This is a genomic window from Paenibacillus sp. J22FR5, from assembly GCF_059691975.1.
Genome location: NZ_JCAUAN010000022.1, coordinates 47,257 through 63,827, shown reverse-complemented (window position 1 = coordinate 63,827; position 16,571 = coordinate 47,257). Strand labels below are relative to the sequence as shown.

Annotated in this window: 16 protein-coding genes; 3 read left to right on the top strand and 13 right to left on the bottom strand. The window is 42.9% G+C overall.

Annotated features, from left to right (window positions below; all coding sequences use genetic code 11):
• Window positions 1–7: 7 nt before the first annotated feature.
• The 5 genes from corA to AC58P7_RS23500 form a co-directional block, all read right to left on the bottom strand.
• Window positions 8–937, bottom strand: coding sequence for a magnesium/cobalt transporter CorA (corA, locus tag AC58P7_RS23520; RefSeq protein ID WP_497347214.1), 930 nt, complete (start codon window positions 935–937; stop codon window positions 8–10).
• A gap of 100 nt (window positions 938–1,037) precedes the next feature.
• The gene (locus AC58P7_RS23515; protein ID WP_497347213.1) at window positions 1,038–1,298 is read right to left on the bottom strand and encodes a hypothetical protein; all 261 of its coding nucleotides are present in this window, start codon (window positions 1,296–1,298) and stop codon (window positions 1,038–1,040) included.
• 474 nt (window positions 1,299–1,772) lie between these two features.
• On the bottom strand, window positions 1,773–2,027 hold the full coding sequence (locus AC58P7_RS23510) for a hypothetical protein (RefSeq protein WP_497347211.1): 255 nt from the start codon (window positions 2,025–2,027) through the stop codon (window positions 1,773–1,775).
• A 324-nt stretch (window positions 2,028–2,351) separates the two neighbouring features.
• Window positions 2,352–2,708, bottom strand: a complete 357-nt coding sequence (locus tag AC58P7_RS23505; RefSeq protein ID WP_497347209.1) for a glycine zipper domain-containing protein — start codon at window positions 2,706–2,708, stop codon at window positions 2,352–2,354.
• A gap of 92 nt (window positions 2,709–2,800) precedes the next feature.
• The gene (locus tag AC58P7_RS23500) at window positions 2,801–3,028 is read right to left on the bottom strand and encodes a hypothetical protein (RefSeq protein WP_497347207.1); all 228 of its coding nucleotides are present in this window, start codon (window positions 3,026–3,028) and stop codon (window positions 2,801–2,803) included.
• A gap of 167 nt (window positions 3,029–3,195) precedes the next feature.
• Here AC58P7_RS23500 and AC58P7_RS23495 point away from each other — a divergent pair, with 167 nt between their 5' ends.
• The 3 genes from AC58P7_RS23495 to AC58P7_RS23485 are packed head-to-tail and all read left to right on the top strand — an operon-like array spanning window position 3,196 to window position 8,442.
• Window positions 3,196–7,872, top strand: coding sequence for a cation-translocating P-type ATPase (locus tag AC58P7_RS23495; RefSeq protein WP_497347205.1), 4,677 nt, complete (start codon window positions 3,196–3,198; stop codon window positions 7,870–7,872).
• A gap of 56 nt (window positions 7,873–7,928) precedes the next feature.
• Window positions 7,929–8,192, top strand: coding sequence for a DUF5132 domain-containing protein (locus AC58P7_RS23490; protein WP_497347203.1), 264 nt, complete (start codon window positions 7,929–7,931; stop codon window positions 8,190–8,192).
• A 28-nt stretch (window positions 8,193–8,220) separates the two neighbouring features.
• Window positions 8,221–8,442 (top strand): hypothetical protein, encoded by a 222-nt coding sequence (locus AC58P7_RS23485; protein ID WP_497347201.1) that lies wholly within the window; start codon window positions 8,221–8,223, stop codon window positions 8,440–8,442.
• Window positions 8,443–9,445: 1,003 nt separating this feature from the next.
• Here AC58P7_RS23485 and AC58P7_RS23480 read toward each other — a convergent pair.
• The 8 genes from AC58P7_RS23480 to AC58P7_RS23445 all read right to left on the bottom strand — a co-directional run bounded on the left by AC58P7_RS23480 (window position 9,446) and on the right by AC58P7_RS23445 (window position 16,566).
• The gene (locus tag AC58P7_RS23480) at window positions 9,446–10,309 is read right to left on the bottom strand and encodes a DUF6454 family protein (RefSeq protein ID WP_497347199.1); all 864 of its coding nucleotides are present in this window, start codon (window positions 10,307–10,309) and stop codon (window positions 9,446–9,448) included.
• Between the two features lie 80 nt (window positions 10,310–10,389).
• Window positions 10,390–11,154 (bottom strand): glycerophosphodiester phosphodiesterase, encoded by a 765-nt coding sequence (locus tag AC58P7_RS23475; protein ID WP_497347197.1) that lies wholly within the window; start codon window positions 11,152–11,154, stop codon window positions 10,390–10,392.
• Window positions 11,155–11,171: 17 nt separating this feature from the next.
• Window positions 11,172–12,164, bottom strand: coding sequence for a CehA/McbA family metallohydrolase (locus AC58P7_RS23470; protein ID WP_497347195.1), 993 nt, complete (start codon window positions 12,162–12,164; stop codon window positions 11,172–11,174).
• A gap of 5 nt (window positions 12,165–12,169) precedes the next feature.
• On the bottom strand, window positions 12,170–12,634 hold the full coding sequence (locus tag AC58P7_RS23465) for a hypothetical protein (RefSeq protein WP_497347193.1): 465 nt from the start codon (window positions 12,632–12,634) through the stop codon (window positions 12,170–12,172).
• Window positions 12,631–13,476, bottom strand: a complete 846-nt coding sequence (locus AC58P7_RS23460; RefSeq protein ID WP_497347192.1) for an ABC transporter permease — start codon at window positions 13,474–13,476, stop codon at window positions 12,631–12,633. Before AC58P7_RS23460 ends, AC58P7_RS23465 begins: the two co-directional genes overlap by 4 nt.
• On the bottom strand, window positions 13,473–14,651 hold the full coding sequence (locus AC58P7_RS23455; protein ID WP_497347190.1) for an extracellular solute-binding protein: 1,179 nt from the start codon (window positions 14,649–14,651) through the stop codon (window positions 13,473–13,475). Before AC58P7_RS23455 ends, AC58P7_RS23460 begins: the two co-directional genes overlap by 4 nt.
• 24 nt (window positions 14,652–14,675) lie before the next feature.
• Window positions 14,676–15,707, bottom strand: a complete 1,032-nt coding sequence (locus tag AC58P7_RS23450) for an ABC transporter ATP-binding protein (RefSeq protein WP_497347188.1) — start codon at window positions 15,705–15,707, stop codon at window positions 14,676–14,678.
• Window positions 15,708–15,741: 34 nt separating this feature from the next.
• Entirely contained in the window at window positions 15,742–16,566 is an 825-nt protein-coding gene (locus tag AC58P7_RS23445) for an ABC transporter permease (protein WP_497347187.1), read from the bottom strand.
• Between the last annotated feature and the right edge of the window lie 5 nt (window positions 16,567–16,571).

Genomic DNA, 16,571 nt, shown 5'->3' with positions numbered 1-16,571 from the left:
TGGCTCACTAGAACCATTCTTTCTTTTTGAAAAAAAAGAGCATTCCGATCGTGATCGTGACCATAAGTCCCCACACATACATATATCCGAAGTTCCAGTTTAATTCAGGAATGACTTTAAAATTCATCCCATAAATGCCGGCGATAAAGGTTAAAGGGAGAAATATGGTACTGATTATTGTCAGTGTTTTCATTGTTTCGTTCATACGATCAGATTTCATACTGATCTGCATTTCCAATAAGCCAGTCATAGACTCGCGAAACATATCAATTGAATCAACAACCCGAGAGACATGATCAAAGATATCTACAAAATAAACATCTGCATCAGGATGGGAGTAAGGGAGGTTTTGGTGGCTAATTGATCCAAGAACTGATCTTTCTTCAACGAAAACCCGACGAAGACTATGTGTAATACGTTTGAAATGAAATATTTCGCGGGATATCTTGGAGTAGGGATTTTGATGAATAACCTCTTCCCAGGCTTCTACTTTATCTTCGATGTGATCTACGATTTGAACGTATTCATCTACACACCTATCCATGATATGGTAAAGAATCTGTGCTGGAAATTTCATTTTCCCTTCTACTTCTTTGAATTCTTCATATAAACTTTCTAAAATTGGAATATTTTCTTTATAGACAGAAACCACATAGTTCTTACCAAGTACTAGCGCAATTTCCATTGGTTCGTAATTTTCATTGATAGCAAAGAAAGAAATGAAAATATTGTTTTTATATTTATCCATTTTGGGACGTTGATTTAATTTAATACTGTCTTCTACCAAAAGATGGTGACAATCTAGAAGATCTGAGAGAATATAATTGGTTTCTGATGGATCAGGATTACAAAGTCGAATCCAAACAATCTCATGCTCCTCTGGTTTTCTTACTTTTTCAGTAGTAGTTAGATTAGTTACAGTATTATAAATCAGCATGAATATCCTCCATTATTATTCTCATTAAAATAAAAGCCGCTGTACAATTACAGCGACTCCAAGGTTGAATAAACTTAACATAATTATAAACATTCATATATCATGTGGTTTTTGGATTTGCTGTTTTTGATTTTTTGGCCTTCTTTATAACTTTCTTATGTACTGACCCGGCTTTGCTGCTTTTGATACCTGAAGTAGTATTCTTTTTAGCCTTCGCATTCGTTAAGGTTTTCTTTGCACTATGCGCTGTGTGAACCACATTTTTCTTAACATGACTATTGGTTTGTGAAGCAGCAAAAGCAGAACCAGTGAAACTAAACAACAAACAAGCGGAGAGCCCTACTACCAGTAACTTTTTCAAAATGGTTTTCACCTACCTTTCGCTGATTATGCTTACACTATAATATTATCCAAAATCATTAAAACTTTCTGTGAACAAGCTTAAAACGAGGTAAAATTTATGAAGGATGACATCAGAATCAAAAATCAACTCGAAAACAGCGAATACGTAGCATGCCAACTATGCATCGTTCGATGCTGAGCTACAATGTAACTAGATTAGTTGAGCCCACATTCAGAAAAATTCGTATAGCCCATCTTCAAAGTATTTTTATTCCGACTCACCTAAAATCTTCTTTCCGTATCCCTTAAAGAAAATATCAATCTCTAATTCAGTTTCAATAGCGTCTGACTAGGGACGAATTGGACATGGGGTCGCGTGAATATGTGACAAGGTTACACCGAAATTAAATATCATTTCATGCTTTTTATCCTTATTCTTCTCATTAGTTAATGCTTGTCTTAATGTCTCTCCCTCAAAAAATTGCATCAACGCCTACGACTGATTTTTATCGTTTTGTTCTACTATTATATATACAGTAGGAATATTTAGCTCTGTCCTATCTAGACACTTCAGAACATTTATTTCTTGTGATAACCAAGAACGATACTGTTCACCTTTTGTTCTTTTCAAAACAAAACTACCTCTAACATTTTTAATTATTCCTACATCAGATGTATGACCCTGCCTTGGAAATATGATGTCTTTAACAATACCTATGTCCGTTAGCGGAAAAGGCTGCCGATCCATTGGTGTCGGCAGCCTTCTGATGATCATTGAACTATTGTTCTTTCATTATCGCAGCAGGGCATCCTTTAACTGCAAATCCGCAATCAATTTCCGAAGCCGTTTTACTTATTGGCTCAATCCATTTCAGCGAATAGTTTAGGATTTGACAGTATCAAAGAAGGCCGTTGCGCTGCCCGTAATTGGTTGCCTTGCTCATTCCATCTCTAATCTTCAAAATCTCCACCCCCGACTTCGGATCCAGCGCACCTATCGGCTCAACCGCCAATATTCGGGATTTTTTATAGAGTCTTACCTATATCAGTTAAAAAGAACGATTAATACTATTTAAGTTGCTGTCATATTTGTTGAAGTTTGCGTTACTGACTTTGTTAAGTTATTCAATAAACGATTGTTAACAATGGCATTTCCGGCTTGTGTGCCAAGTCTTTGTCCTAGATTGTTACCCAATATCCCCCCAACAACTGACCCAATAACGGTCCCAACACCCGGGAGAATTGTAGTTCCAAGAATAGCTCCGTACTCAATACCAGCCATTACACCGAATGCCCCTGTTACATTTCCCGTCGTCTTGACGGCAAATTCTTTTTTATCCATTTGTCCTTCGGTTAAATTCTTCACATCTTGGAATTCAGATATACCTCCAGAGACAAGACCTGCCCATAATGAACCACCTTGTAACATGTTAACCTCTCCTTATTTTTTATTTTTCACATTAGAAATTGTGCCCCATTGTTTTAAAAAATCATCAAAAAGGGTATTTCCAACATTCCCCTTTATATTTCATAAGTGATCGTATCTTCTGCTTTCCCCTTACTATCTTTCTGCACTAATGGAACTAATGGAATCTCGGAAGTAACCTCTTTGATTTGGTCCTTGATCTCGAGCCATGCTCCCGTACCTTTAACCGCAAATTTGCGTACGGCTTTTCTACCTTCTGGAGAAACAGCAAGTACGATAGCTGCTGCACCCAGGAGAATGCCGAAAAGTGATTTATTTTTCATATGCTAAACCTCCATCAAAATTTATTTTTAAATAATTCCATAAAATGAAAATTTTTATACGAAGAAGTGTCGGGAAATAAACGAATGAATATTTGAAATATGGACTGTGAATAATAGCCAAATCAACGAACTAGATAATTTCAACATGGGGTAAGGAGAGTAAAGGAATGTATTCATTGCAAAGCAAGAACAGATTTCTCCATGTCTTACCTGGGAGATTGCGCATGGAAATCTGCGGCCTGAAGGGTTGCAAGCTTACTGCCGATTTATTAATCAAAAGATTCTCAACATGTAAAGGGATATATAAAGCTGAGCCTTGTACGCTTACAGGCAGGCTCCTTCTTCTTTATGACGAGAAGCGTATTACAAAGCAAGATATTTTCGGGATTGTCAGAAATATCGAAGATCAGGTCTGCCTACAAAATGCCACAGTCCACACTTGTAATCAATCCATTTTTGATAGGGAAGAAATGCAGAAGGAAGTTTCAGCTACAAATGATGTTGAATTTCCTGTAGACATCAAAGTTCTCCCCGAGATGCAAAACCCAAATACGAAACCATCTTTGGGGAAAATCCCCATACCTCTTGCTTTATCCATGGGCGGACTAGCTATTCTAGGAGCGAAGCAGTTGTTTATGGGACGTTCAGCATTGGCTAGAAGTCCGGCCCCTTTCTACTTGTCGGCTCTTGTTTCCGTTGTAACGGGTTACCCTTTCTTAAAGCGGGGAATTCATAACTTTTCAGAAAAGAAACAAATAAATTCAGATCTCATTTTAGGTACCAGTGCACTAGCTCTCGCGCTTATACGTGAAAACTTAGTTGTGCTAGCCGGACTCAGCATATTGCAATTCGTTAATTGGAAGAGAAGTCAGTCTGTCTTACATGCGCAACAGGATATTTCTTTGTCGCCGGATATTCAAGTCTACACTGAAAAAGCAAGCAAATTGGGGCTGATTGCTGCTGGAATTACGTGGGCGGTTACCCGAAATCCGCTGCGTGCAATCGCTGTTCTTTTGGCTGCAAATCCGCGGCCTATGACCTTACCTGCTAAATGTGCATGGAATCAAGCTGAACTTGTTTCTGATGAAAGAAATTATGTAGTTCCAGTAAAAGGATCATTGTCTCAACTTGCACGCACGAAGACAATCTTGATTGAAGACTCTTCTCTCCTTTTTGACCCTCCGGAAATTGAAGAAATAGAGTGTCTGACTACGAATGAAGAAGATACAGATAAAATCGTTTGTCATGCAGCATCATTGATGGCAAAAAGCAGCCATCCTTGGAAAGAAGAGATATGGAACAAGGCAAAACAAACGTGTCGTACAATTCGTACCGCATTTCACGTGGAAGAAAAAGAACATGGAATCAAAGGAAAAATAAACAATTGCCTTACTTTGCTCGGCAGTTTGAAGTATCTTGAGGAGCACGGCATTGATTGCACGGCATATGAATTAAAAGCAAAAAGACTAATGAAAAAGGGCAGCAGTGTCCTGTTTGTAGGAAAACAAGGACTCAAGAAGTTTGAATGTTTGGGTCTAATCATCCGACATCAAGAAACCGCCATCAATGAGCAAGGCCTTACGGCTGCTTCCTTTATAGAAAAAGGTTGGCGCATCCAGTTATTACATAACAGTTTGCATATCAGCGATGAATTGCTCTCCGGGCATCATTTGGACTTAAGCTGGTTGGCACTAGAGCAGGGTGAAGTGATTGAAAAAATCGCCATTATGCAGCAGAAAGGCGAGGAAGTACTATTTGTCTCAAGTACAGAGCAAAATCCGATCAATGCCTTTTTTAAAGAAGCCGGCTTAGCGTCAATTTCCATCAATGAGTTGAAAAGTATTCAGGAAAGTGCAACGTATGCCGAGATCATCGATCAAACGGTAAACCATCATGTTTCCGTTACAAAAAAATGGAATTTACTGGGTGGTGCTTTAGCGACGTTCGGAATGATAAGCGCCCCTGTTGTCAATTTAGCTGCAGATGCATTATCGCTTGTATTTATGTCCAGATCGAAAAAAATTAGCGAATCATTCCCAGCTATACCAACAAATACGTACCATCCTGAAATAGCGGCTACTGCGGAAGCCCCAATTTGGCATGCCCTTTCAAGCGAACAAGTCACCGAAGATTTCCATGTTGATCGAAGGCAGGGTCTGACATCCGACCAGGTTATTTCTTTCCGAAAACGTTATGGTTCGAACCGGCTTGAAAGCAAACAGCCCACCCCTTGGCTCGTCTCCTATTTGGGACAATTCAAGGAATTTACAACCCTGATCCTGCTCGGCACCTCGGTACTTGCCCTATTTACAGGGGGGATGTTCGATGGCATTGCCATGGGATCCATCCTGCTCGCTAATGCTGCCATTGGGACGATTCAGGAACGAAAAGCTGAGAAAGTTGTCGAGACGCTAAATCAATTTCAACCACCGGCTTGTAAAATAATAAGAGACGGAATGCAGGCGGAAATGTCCGCTGCGGAATTGGTACCGGGCGATATCGTTTGCTTTGAATCTGGGGATCGTGTCCCAGCCGATATTCGTTTGATAAGCTCTTGGGGCTTGCGTGTCAACGAGGCGGCCCTAACCGGCGAATCATTACCTATTGAAAAAAACGAATCTGCATTGACAGCAGATTGTCCTCTTGCCGAGCGGAGAAATATGCTATTCATGGGGACGGATGTATGCGCAGGTAAAGGTATCGGCGTTGTTGTACATACAGGTATGCAAACCGAGATGGGCCATTTAATGTCCCTTATGAAGAATCATGAAAAAGAAGTCACACCCTTGCAGGAAAAGGTAACGTCTATAAGCAAAAAGTTTGTAAAAGGTGCTCTTGTAGCTGGGGGACTTGTATTCCTAACCGGAATGCTGCGCGGCATACCGATTACTCAAATGATTACAACTTCCATAACATTGGCGGCTTCCGCTATTCCGGAAGGACTGCCAGTTACCATTACCATTGCTTTGAGTGCGGGAATTTTCCGAATGGCAAAGAAAAACGCATTGATCAGAAAGCTTTCTTCCTTGGAAACACTAGGCAGAACAACGATCATTTGCACGGATAAGACAGGCACTTTAACCAAAAATGAAATGACGGTTAAGACCCTGTCAACGGTTGATCGGGCATGGACAATAACCGGTGACGGGTATGAACCGATAGGTCAGTTTGAAGAGCTCATTCCCGAGGTGGCTGCCACTTCCGCAGCAGCCGTCCAAACGGAGATTCATGATGACCACCATATTGTAGCTAATCCTGATTTGAAGCGACTTCTCCAAATCTGCGTGCTTTGTAATAACAGCAAACTCGAACAGGAGGAAGGAAGATGGATGACCAAAGGGGACCCAACCGAAGGCGCACTTCTCACACTTGCAGCCAAAACCGGATTGTGGGACAAGGATATGTCCCATTGGCATCGTGGACTTGAAATACCGTTCGACTCGGGCACTGCCAAAATGAGCGTTGTTTGTAAAGATACTCAGACCGAGCAGGAATGTTTTCTGTTTTCAAAAGGAGCCGTAGAAACCATTGTTCGCCATTGCAACCGATATCAAAAAAATGGTGAAATTTTTCCTTTATCGGAAGTGCAAAAACAACTTATTTTACAACAAAACGAGAAACTCTCATCAGAAGCCTTACGTGTACTTGCCTTCGCTTACAGACATATGGATGAACATACAAATGAAAAGGGAATGGACGAAAAGGAACTGATCTATGTCGGTATGGCTGGAATGATGGACCCTCCAAAACCCGATGTTGAAGACAACATCCGCGAGGCTTTAGAGTTAGGCGTGAAGCCTGTTATGATCACCGGCGATCACCCGATTACGGCTATTGCCATCGCGAAGCAGCTTGGCATCTATAATGGTTCTCAGAACGTTATATCTGGTCATGAACTTGAACGTATATCTGATGAAGAACTGGATCGGATTGTGGACCAAATAACTATTTTTGCGAGGGTTACACCGGAAAACAAACTTCGAATCGTAAATGCCTTTCAAAAACGCGGACATATTGTCGCCATGACAGGCGACGGCGTCAACGATACCCCTGCCATCAAACAAGCCAACGTAGGGATTGCGATGGGGCGATCAGGAACGGAAGTTACGAAAGAAACTGCTGATATGGTTTTGACAGAAGATCATTTTGGAACGATTGTTGAAGGTGTTAAAGAAGGTCGAACGATCATAGGAAATATCCGTAAAGCGCTCGGCTGCTTATTAACCGGAAATTTAGCTGAGATTATTGTGACTAGCGCCGCTGTAATGGTCGGGCTGCCTATTCCTTTAGTTCCCATTCAAATATTGCTAATGAATCTGCTGACGGATGCTCTACCCGCGACGATTTTGGCTGTAAATCCGGGAAATAAGACGAAACAAACAAAGCGGAGTGATATCGTTGATAAGGAATTGTATCAAAAAGTGATTACTAGAGGAGTCCTTCTGGGATTAGGATCAATCGGCTTGTTTGCCGCAAGTATTGCTGCCGGGGCACCTATTCCTGTTGCTCAAAGCATGGCGTTCGCGACATTAGTTGCGGGGCAATTGATTCAAACCTTCTCATGGCGTCAAGAGGGTTCGGAGGAAACAGTTCGCGATTGGACGAAGGATCGGTTTTTACTTGGTGCACTTGGCATCTCCTGGATGACTTTACTTGCGGTCTTGTATATTCCGCCTTTAGCCGGATTTTTCCATACCGCTCCCCTCTCAATTATGCATTGGTTACCAATCATCGGCATAGCCGGGTCAGTATCGATTTTATCAAAACCGCTGCTTTCCCTCATTTCAAGAAAAGAAGACAAGTTATTGCCATCAATGAGCGAATTTGCGAGTGCTGCGGTTTAACAACCGCAGTATTCGAAACTCGTACAATCCTAATAAACTTTCGAGGGTGAATATCCATGATTCAAAAGAACATAGACAAAATTATTATCGGTACCGCGCTTACTGTAGCAGCCTCCGCCTTACTCCCAGTAGCCAAAACCGCCTTGCAACCGATTGCCGCAGCCGGCAAGCAGGGCAGTGACGGTTTGTTACAGCGCGCCAGATCCCTACTCCAAATTGCCCGGGAAGAAGTGGAAGATATTATAGCCGAAGCCCAGTTTGAAAGAATGAAAAAGCAGCTTGATAAAGAAATCGCATCTCTTGATAACGAAGGGAAATGACATGATAAATGAGGTGAATACTGGCAACATGGAGCAAAGCATAGATTTTCATTTGCGGGAAGCTTTATCTCATCTGGAAACCGCATTAAACCAAAGTGTGAGAAGTGTACATGAAAATGATGGCTCGAAAAAAGAAATTGGCTTGAAATGGGAAAAATTTCTTGGAGAATTTATTGGCCAGGTTCGAGAACAAGGTAAAAAATCACGAATCAATCTTCTCGGTTGGATTACCTTTCCTCGCATTCGTTAACAATGAAAGAACGACGCCTCTTAATCACATGAAGTGAAACAGAGGCGTTCCTTTGTATGGAGCTATTGCCTATTTGCGCTAATATTCATCGGATCCGGAAGAATGGACCTTCTATATTTAGGTATTCAGTGCATCTATTTCTTGTAAGAGAAGACTCCAAGCTTCCTGCCTAGCCACATGTACAATGGATTCTTGATAGGAACTCACTTCCTTTCCTTTCAAACTTTACCCTGGAGGTAAGAAACAATTGTAAGAGGTGCTATTGAGGCTACTAGGTGAAATCGTAGTAGCAGACGATCTACTCGCTTTATTCAATCATTGTTAAGAGCTTTTCCTCAAAGGTATTTTACTCGCGGTCTCTCCTAAATATACGGGTATAATAATTCCAATCGGTATCGAGGGACTGAGCATCTCAAGATTGAAACCCGTGATTAATCCTTAAGCGTCCACTCGTTGCAGCCCTAACCTTTGAAATGATAGTAGGTGTTGCCGCCCCAGACTCTCCCATATTTTCGAAAGCTTGGACGCAATAACTTATAAAAGACATATGGTTCTGTCTTTCTCGTAATTTACCTCTTTACTTCATGGTTGTTGAGCAAACCGTATTGAAATCATGCCTTACTAACGGTAGATCGAAAACTAATTAATGGTAAAAACAACTTCTGCATCATTTACGAAAATCAGTTGTTCGCTTAACTTAGGAATGTTCCAAATCGCTCATTTGCAACTAAAATGGGACGCATAAATCCGTACTCTTCTGCCCTTTAGATTAATAAAAACAAGGAGCATCTGCCGCTGCAGAACTGCTCCCTGTTTTGTTCAACTATAGTTTTCCTACCTCAATCCTCGAACTCATTCTTTTTACAGTACCAAGTTTCTATTTTCTTACATGTATTTTCAATTTTTCTTTTAAAATTATCCCGATACTCCGCTTTAATGTCTCTTCCACTGGATCCATACTCTTCATAACAATCAATTAGTAAATCCGTCACATTATATCAAATTACATATCATTTAAATTGCTTGTTTCATATACCAGCATAGATCCGTGATTATCATCCGGTACAGCATAAAGCCTCATCTTTTGACCGGCGTTCTCCACGAATACTGGATTGCGGGTAATCACGTGCCCTTGCGGGGAAATTTCAGTGATGGGTACCTCATGAATGATATCCAACGTTTTCATGTCTATCAGGGCTAATCCCCCCAGCTCGTACGGCTTGGAATTGCAGCCTGTAGGATTGGCGAGCTCTGAGATACCACTCAAAATCATTTTCCCTTCGCCTACATAATGACCATCTTGATAGTCGACAAAGTGACTCGAGTTTTCTTTAACAAGCAGCAGTTGCCCATTTGGGTTCCATTCATAGAACTTGCGTGAACCCCAGCTGTTACCTATAAGCTTCCCATTTTGACCTTCACGGACCAATCCTCCGATATGATCATGGACTCGGAACGATTCTTCTGCTTTCATAGTCCTAGGGTCTACTTTGTAAACTATAGATTGGCTGTTGGGTCGGTATTCGGCGACAGGTATCCATATATGATTACCATCAAAATCAATACCGCCTGGGTGATAGATGTTCCCTTCACCCAAGGACATATCATTCACAAGCTTCCCTTGATTATCAAAGACGAACAAGTGACCGATTCCCTTTCCAGGAGTACGGTCATAACCGTCCTTGGGCTGGTTATATTTAACTGGTGTTTCGATAAGTTCAACTGAGGACAAAAAAAAGAGGTTCCCGATTCGAACCATCCCTTGTGAGTGGTAATTGTTAAATTGTAGATCGATCTTATCTTTTTGCTCCCATTTCGTATTGCGAGTAAGATTTCGGAACTGAGCAATGAGTTTCTGATTGTCCATATGTGCTTGTCCTTCCACAGTTATACTGGGTTGTCTCACTAGAAAAGCTTGAATTCATGGAGCATGGGTGTAGATTTCAATCAGGAACTTTCGCCCCGCATCTTTTTCTTCAATTGCACCAACTCTGCAACATTTCGCGTCGTGATCGATGCAACACCTAAATCAGCATACTGACGCATCAACTCTTCTTCATTCACCGTCCATACGTAAATCGGCAAATCTAAGGATGCAGCATAATCCATTAGCTCTTGGCTAACGATACTATGGTGGATATTGATGCCAAAACAAGAGGCTGCAAGCGCATCCTCGCAGGTTTGTACCATAGCATCTCTATACGAAAGTGTTCTAAACAGGTTGTGGTCGGTATTCAGCAGTTTGCGCATTTCCGGTTTCAACTGCTGAGCCAATAGCGCACGATCTAGCTCACATCCGGATAGAAACGCTTGCTCCAACATCCCATATTTCTTCACCAACGCTGCCGTCGGTTCGATACTACCGTCCACCTTCAAATCCAAATTCACGATTTTGCCCGAAGCTTGGATAAGCGGCAGCATGTCTTGCAACCGACAGATTTGTATCGTTTCACGCTGTTCCCCATGAGTGACCTCAAACCGGAGCTCTCTTAATTCTTCGAAAGTCATTTGTGAGAGGGACAATTTCGACCCTTCCACGGTAATCCATTCATCATCATGGGCCAAAACCGGGATACCATCCTTTGTCACTCTAACGTCTTCCTCTACCACGTCCGCACCAAGCCGAAGTCCTGTTTGCACGGAATGTAGTGTATGATCAAGCGTGTTCATGCTGCCGCAGTGAGCAGTTATGAGTGGAAATCGATACGTCATGATGCGAACACTTCCTTTCATCTCTCGATATAGATAGCGTTTGTAAAGGCGATTAATGTGCGAACTCCGCGAACGATGCCTCTAAGCTCGGCACGAATCCATAGAAGTTCATCGCCAGGTATTTCGATCACGTAATTCGACTGATTCTTAGTCACTACTTGTTCACTCAAAACACCTGAATTTCCAATCAAACTGAGTGTGAATGCGGACTCTGGATAATCCCAAATCCCTTCCCGCACGTGATAATCTATACTCACATGTGCCAAATAACTATAACATCGATCATGCTCAGGAACGCCATCACCGATTCCATACACCGCAGCTTCGGAATGAAGCGCTAACGATAGCAGCGGTCCCATAGTTACAGTGACTTTCCCCTCTGAGAGTGCACGAACCGCTCGTTTCGTCACAGTCTCCTCCCCATCATCGATGTCGAGATACGTCACCGATACCGGTTCATCCGTTTGCTCCTGAGTGTGCCAATCCCGCCCTGACGTAGCCGCAATCCGGTAGCCTTCGTTCAGCTTGTTGGTCCACAAACGGTAGGCACGGTCATTGTCCGTTTTAATAGAAGGGAATGTGCCTGACCATACCTCGATATAGTCGATATCGTCCCAGTCCTCGATGTTGAATTCCCAAAAGCAGCCCGTACAAATTGGACTTCCTATGCGAAAAGGATGTGCCATCCCTACAATGCCCCCGTTGCTATGGACTTCGGCAATCCCTTTATGGATATCACCCGGACCTGCCGGACGCCAATCAATAAAATTGTTCAATCCTATAGTAACCATATGACCATAAAAGGTCGTCCATTCCATCCCAGAAATGATTGAAATTCCGCTTTCTTTTTCCACGATGTCCTTCTCATTTAAACCCGTCATGGTATTATGGTCGGTCAAAGCTATACACTCGAAACCGAGCGCCTTTGCGCCATTAGCCAGCTCCAAAAGCGTTTGTCTTCCGTCACTGTGAAAAGTATGAGTGTGTAATTCGCAAGCAATCCAGGGCATGCCGCTTATTCCTCCTCTTGATGAACTTGCATGGTGTATCGGCAGCTTTCTGTAACAATCGCATGCAAGCTTAGCGTAATGTGCCACAGGCCTGCTGGCATTTTACCACTGACAAAGCCTGGTGAAGCTTCCAGCTCACTTATAACTAACAGCTGCTCGGGATCGTGCCGATGCCCTGCACCTCGGTGCCGTTCAGGATCGTCGACGGACACGGTGATTAAGTTTTTCAGCGGCAGAAAGGATTCCCATTTCGCTTGAATCCGCTCACGCTGATTGGGCTCCGTGTACTTGTTTATACTCGCGAAAATCATCGTTTTCGAGAGTTCCCGGTCTTCTAGATTTTTGGGCTCATAAGCAAAATGGATCCTTAACTTGCCAACGTGCCCACCTAAGTGAAACTGATACGAAATATGAGTTTTGGAAGCATTGGGATGTACAATTCCTTGTACATCCAGAATGAGTTGATTCATCGGGACCTCGCACTCTCTTCAGTGATCATACTGCGGATATAAAAGTACCCCATTACGGAACAAAGCAGGAACGTAAAGAAGGCGATCGCCGCAGCTAATTGTTTTTCTTGAAACACACCGAAAACCTGTTCCATGGATACCCCTAACATTTGTGGGGCGTTGGGTCCAATCAGAAAAGGAGCCGTAAACGAACCGATCACGCCCATGAACACAAAGGTAACGGCAACGAGCAGCGTTTTATACGTAAGCGGCAAAATGAAACGTACGAAGATTTGCAATTTACGTGCCCCTACATCCTTTGCGCTTTCAATAATAGAATTAGGGACTGCGGATAAGGCTGACCCAAGCAGCATCGTCGTAAAAGGAATGTTAAACCACAAATTCGCGATAATAATCCCCTTCATGTCGAAGATAATACGCGGCATTTCCCCTCCGTTGACCAGAAGCAGCATGCGGGATACCCAACCGTGGTTGCCAAGCAATTGAATTAAACCGTACGTAGCGATGACGGATGGGATAAAGATTGGAATCATGTACATGTTGCGAATCCATTTCACCATCGTACCGTTATTGAATCTCATATAAGCAGCCAAGACGTAGCTGATAATTAGCACGAGAATGACTGAAACAATCGTCACTTCCATCGTAAAAATAATGTTGGAGCGCATCAGTTTATCCGTAAATAAATACGCATAATTGGACAAATCGTAGCCGCCGGATTTATTGGTCAGGCTTTCTTTGAACGAAATAATGATCGGAATGACCACAGTGACGAAGAGCAATAAAAAAGAGGGGATGACTAGAAGCAATCCCAGTATCCCCATTTTCATTTGTTTACTCATTGCGCAGCAACATCACTTTGCCAACGCTTGGTCATATCTTTGTCCAGTTCGCCGATATTGAAGGAACGGAATCCTTCAGATGCACTTTTGAATGAATCTTGAATTTCTTTTGACATATTTGATAGCTTAATCCCAGGGAAGCCATGCATTTTGTCTACAACCACGGCTTGTGCCTCAGGTGAAAGAACGAAATTCAGGAATTTGTAGACAGCATCCTTCTTTTCCGATAACTTAGGCACCATTAAGTAGGTTGGTCCACCGTTAAATCCTGGCTTGATTTGCGCCATTTTTGTTGTTTTTGGAAGCTGCCCTTTAGCCAATTGCTCAAGTACCATATCCGACCATGCCGGTATCATATCAACTTCACCGCTCGTCAATAAATCTAAAGTGCCTTGGTTTTTCTTTGGATAAATACCTTTGCCATAAACGGATTTCCCCAGTTCCTTGAGCAGTGCAAATCCTTGATCCCATCCTTTTTCAACGCTTGGATCGGAATTATGAATAGCTTCTTCAGGCAGGAACTTATACAAAGTTGTTGCTACGAAAGAGTTACCGGAACCCCCTGTGGATGGATCGTTATAGGCGAATTTGTCCGGATTTTTCTTGATCCAATCGTACAATTCATCCAAATTTGTTGGAGGTGTTTTTACTTTGTCACTGTTATAAGCCAATACAACCGCAGATGACCGATAAGGAATAGCGAGATTGGAGATATCTTTTAACGTTTTCTCATCCACACTCGCAAGGTTTTTAATTTTGTCGACGGGTAACGTATCCCAGAGGTCATCTTTTTGCCCCCGAGTTACATAAGACAAGCCATCTTCGTATAAATCGATATCGCCTGAGCCTTTATTCGCTTGTTTGGCAGCCGTAATACGGTCATAGGTTGGTTGCGCACCAGTTCCTGAAGGAATATAGACCGGTTTTACTTTAACATCCGCGTTTTGTTTTTCGAACATAGGAATGATCGTATCCCATAGATCTTTTACATTTTGCGAGCCGGTAAAATAGAAGTTAAACTCGACAGGCTGTTTACTGCCTGCTGTTTCTTTAGCCGGACTGTTGCTTTGAGCTGCGGAACCTGCACTTGTCGAAGAACTGCCGCACCCGGATATTAAAGCAGCGGTAGCGGTCATTAACGTCACTAACATAATAGCGGATTTCTTGCGTAACATGGATGATTCCTCCTTGGATTGGGTTTAATTTTCCGAATATGCTAATGCTTTTGCGAAGCTTGCTTTTACTTGTTGCCCTGTATGAAGATCCTTGACAGAATCGCGTGGTTGAAACGCCCGGATTGTTCCGTATTCCGGCAAATCGATGGACACTTCGGCATAATGCCCAAGCACCATAACCTGTTTGATCACTCCGGAAAGGCCTTGTCCCTCTTCACTTTCTATCATCACGTCTTCAGGTCGAACTGCCAGTTTTACGTGCCCGGACAGATTTTTTAAATTTGGAAAACTTAGATGCCCTACAGTTACACGTTCGGCTGCGATCACCCCTTTCAAAAAGTTCATTTTGCCGATAAATTGGGCAACAAACAATGTACTTGGTTCATCATAAATCTCTTGCGGGGAAGCGATTTGCTCGATATTCCCTTGATTCATAACGACAATGCGGTCTGAAATCGACAATGCTTCTTCCTGATCATGGGTGACAAATACCATCGTAAGACCTGTCTTGGATTGAATCTCTCGCAGCTCCTCCCTCATCTCGTGACGAAGCTTGGCATCCAGTGCAGAAAAGGGTTCATCGAGCAAAAGAACGGCAGGCTTCAGGAGCAGTGATCTTGCAACCGCTATGCGCTGCTGCTGACCACCGGAGAGTTGACCCGGATATTTAAGCTCTGCTCCAGGCAAGCGAACCAGCTGAAGCACTTCGTTCACGGCTTTATCGATGTCCGCCTTTTTCATCTTGCGTATTTTAAGACCGAATGCCAGGTTGTCGAAAACCGTCATATGCGGCCATAGATTGTAACCTTGAAATACCATGGATGTCGGACGTTTTTCAGGAGGCGCGTGAAGAGTACTTTTGCCCTCAATGAGAATGTCACCCGAATCCGGGTCCAGAAACCCTCCGATGCTACGAAGAACCGTGGTTTTACCGCAGCCTGATGGGCCTAGCAGTGTGATTAATTCACCCTTACGAACATCAAGAGAGATTCCTGTTACGCCTTCTCCTGTTTTATAGCGCTTCGTCAATTGTTGAACAGAAAGCTGAATGTCCATATGTGCCTCCTTCTATTTGCTAATTGTTCTACCGTCATTTGAGTTGGAAGCCGCTGGACATAATATCTGCGCTCACAAAGCGTTGTGCAGCCAGCAGTAGGATAATCGTCGGCGCTGTCAAGATAATGGAAAATACAGCACCCGCGTAGGCCGGATAATCGCTGATGATCGAATACATGACAATCGGCATCGTTTTATAATTGGGGATGCCCACCAGGAAAGTGCCCTGCGCTTCATCAAGCGAGTTAAGGAACGTAAAGATAGAAGCCACGATAATACCCGGCATTGCCATCGGCAACGTAATACTGCGAAACACACGGAACGGACTCGCCCCCACATCCCTGGCTGACTCCTCTTGAGCCATATGCACATTTCGGAAAGCAGCCGTTGGGATCCAGGTCATGAACATAAGCACGTTGATCATATGGATCAAAACAACGCCTATCAATGTGTTCATCAGTCCGAGTTTGTAGAAAAGCACAGCGATCGAAACATAAAGTCCCATTTTAGGAAAAGCATGTGTCAGTAGAAACGAGAACAAGAAGAACCGACTAAGCGGAAATCGTATGCGTGCAAACGCGTAAGCCGCTGGGATACAAAGAACAATGGATAGAGCGGTCACGATGGATGCGATCATAAACGACAATCCGATCGATTTCGCGATATCCTCCTGCTGGAACACAAATGTCCACCATTTGAGTGACCATTCGTGCGGCAAGATATCTGGGTAGGTCCATTTGCCGGTAAAAGCCAGTATGGCTAGGTTGAGCAGCGGGCCCAAGAAGAAGATGACGAACACAACAAGTATGATAAATTCCACGATTTTACGTGGCCCTATCGCTTTTAAATACCAACGCATGTAGA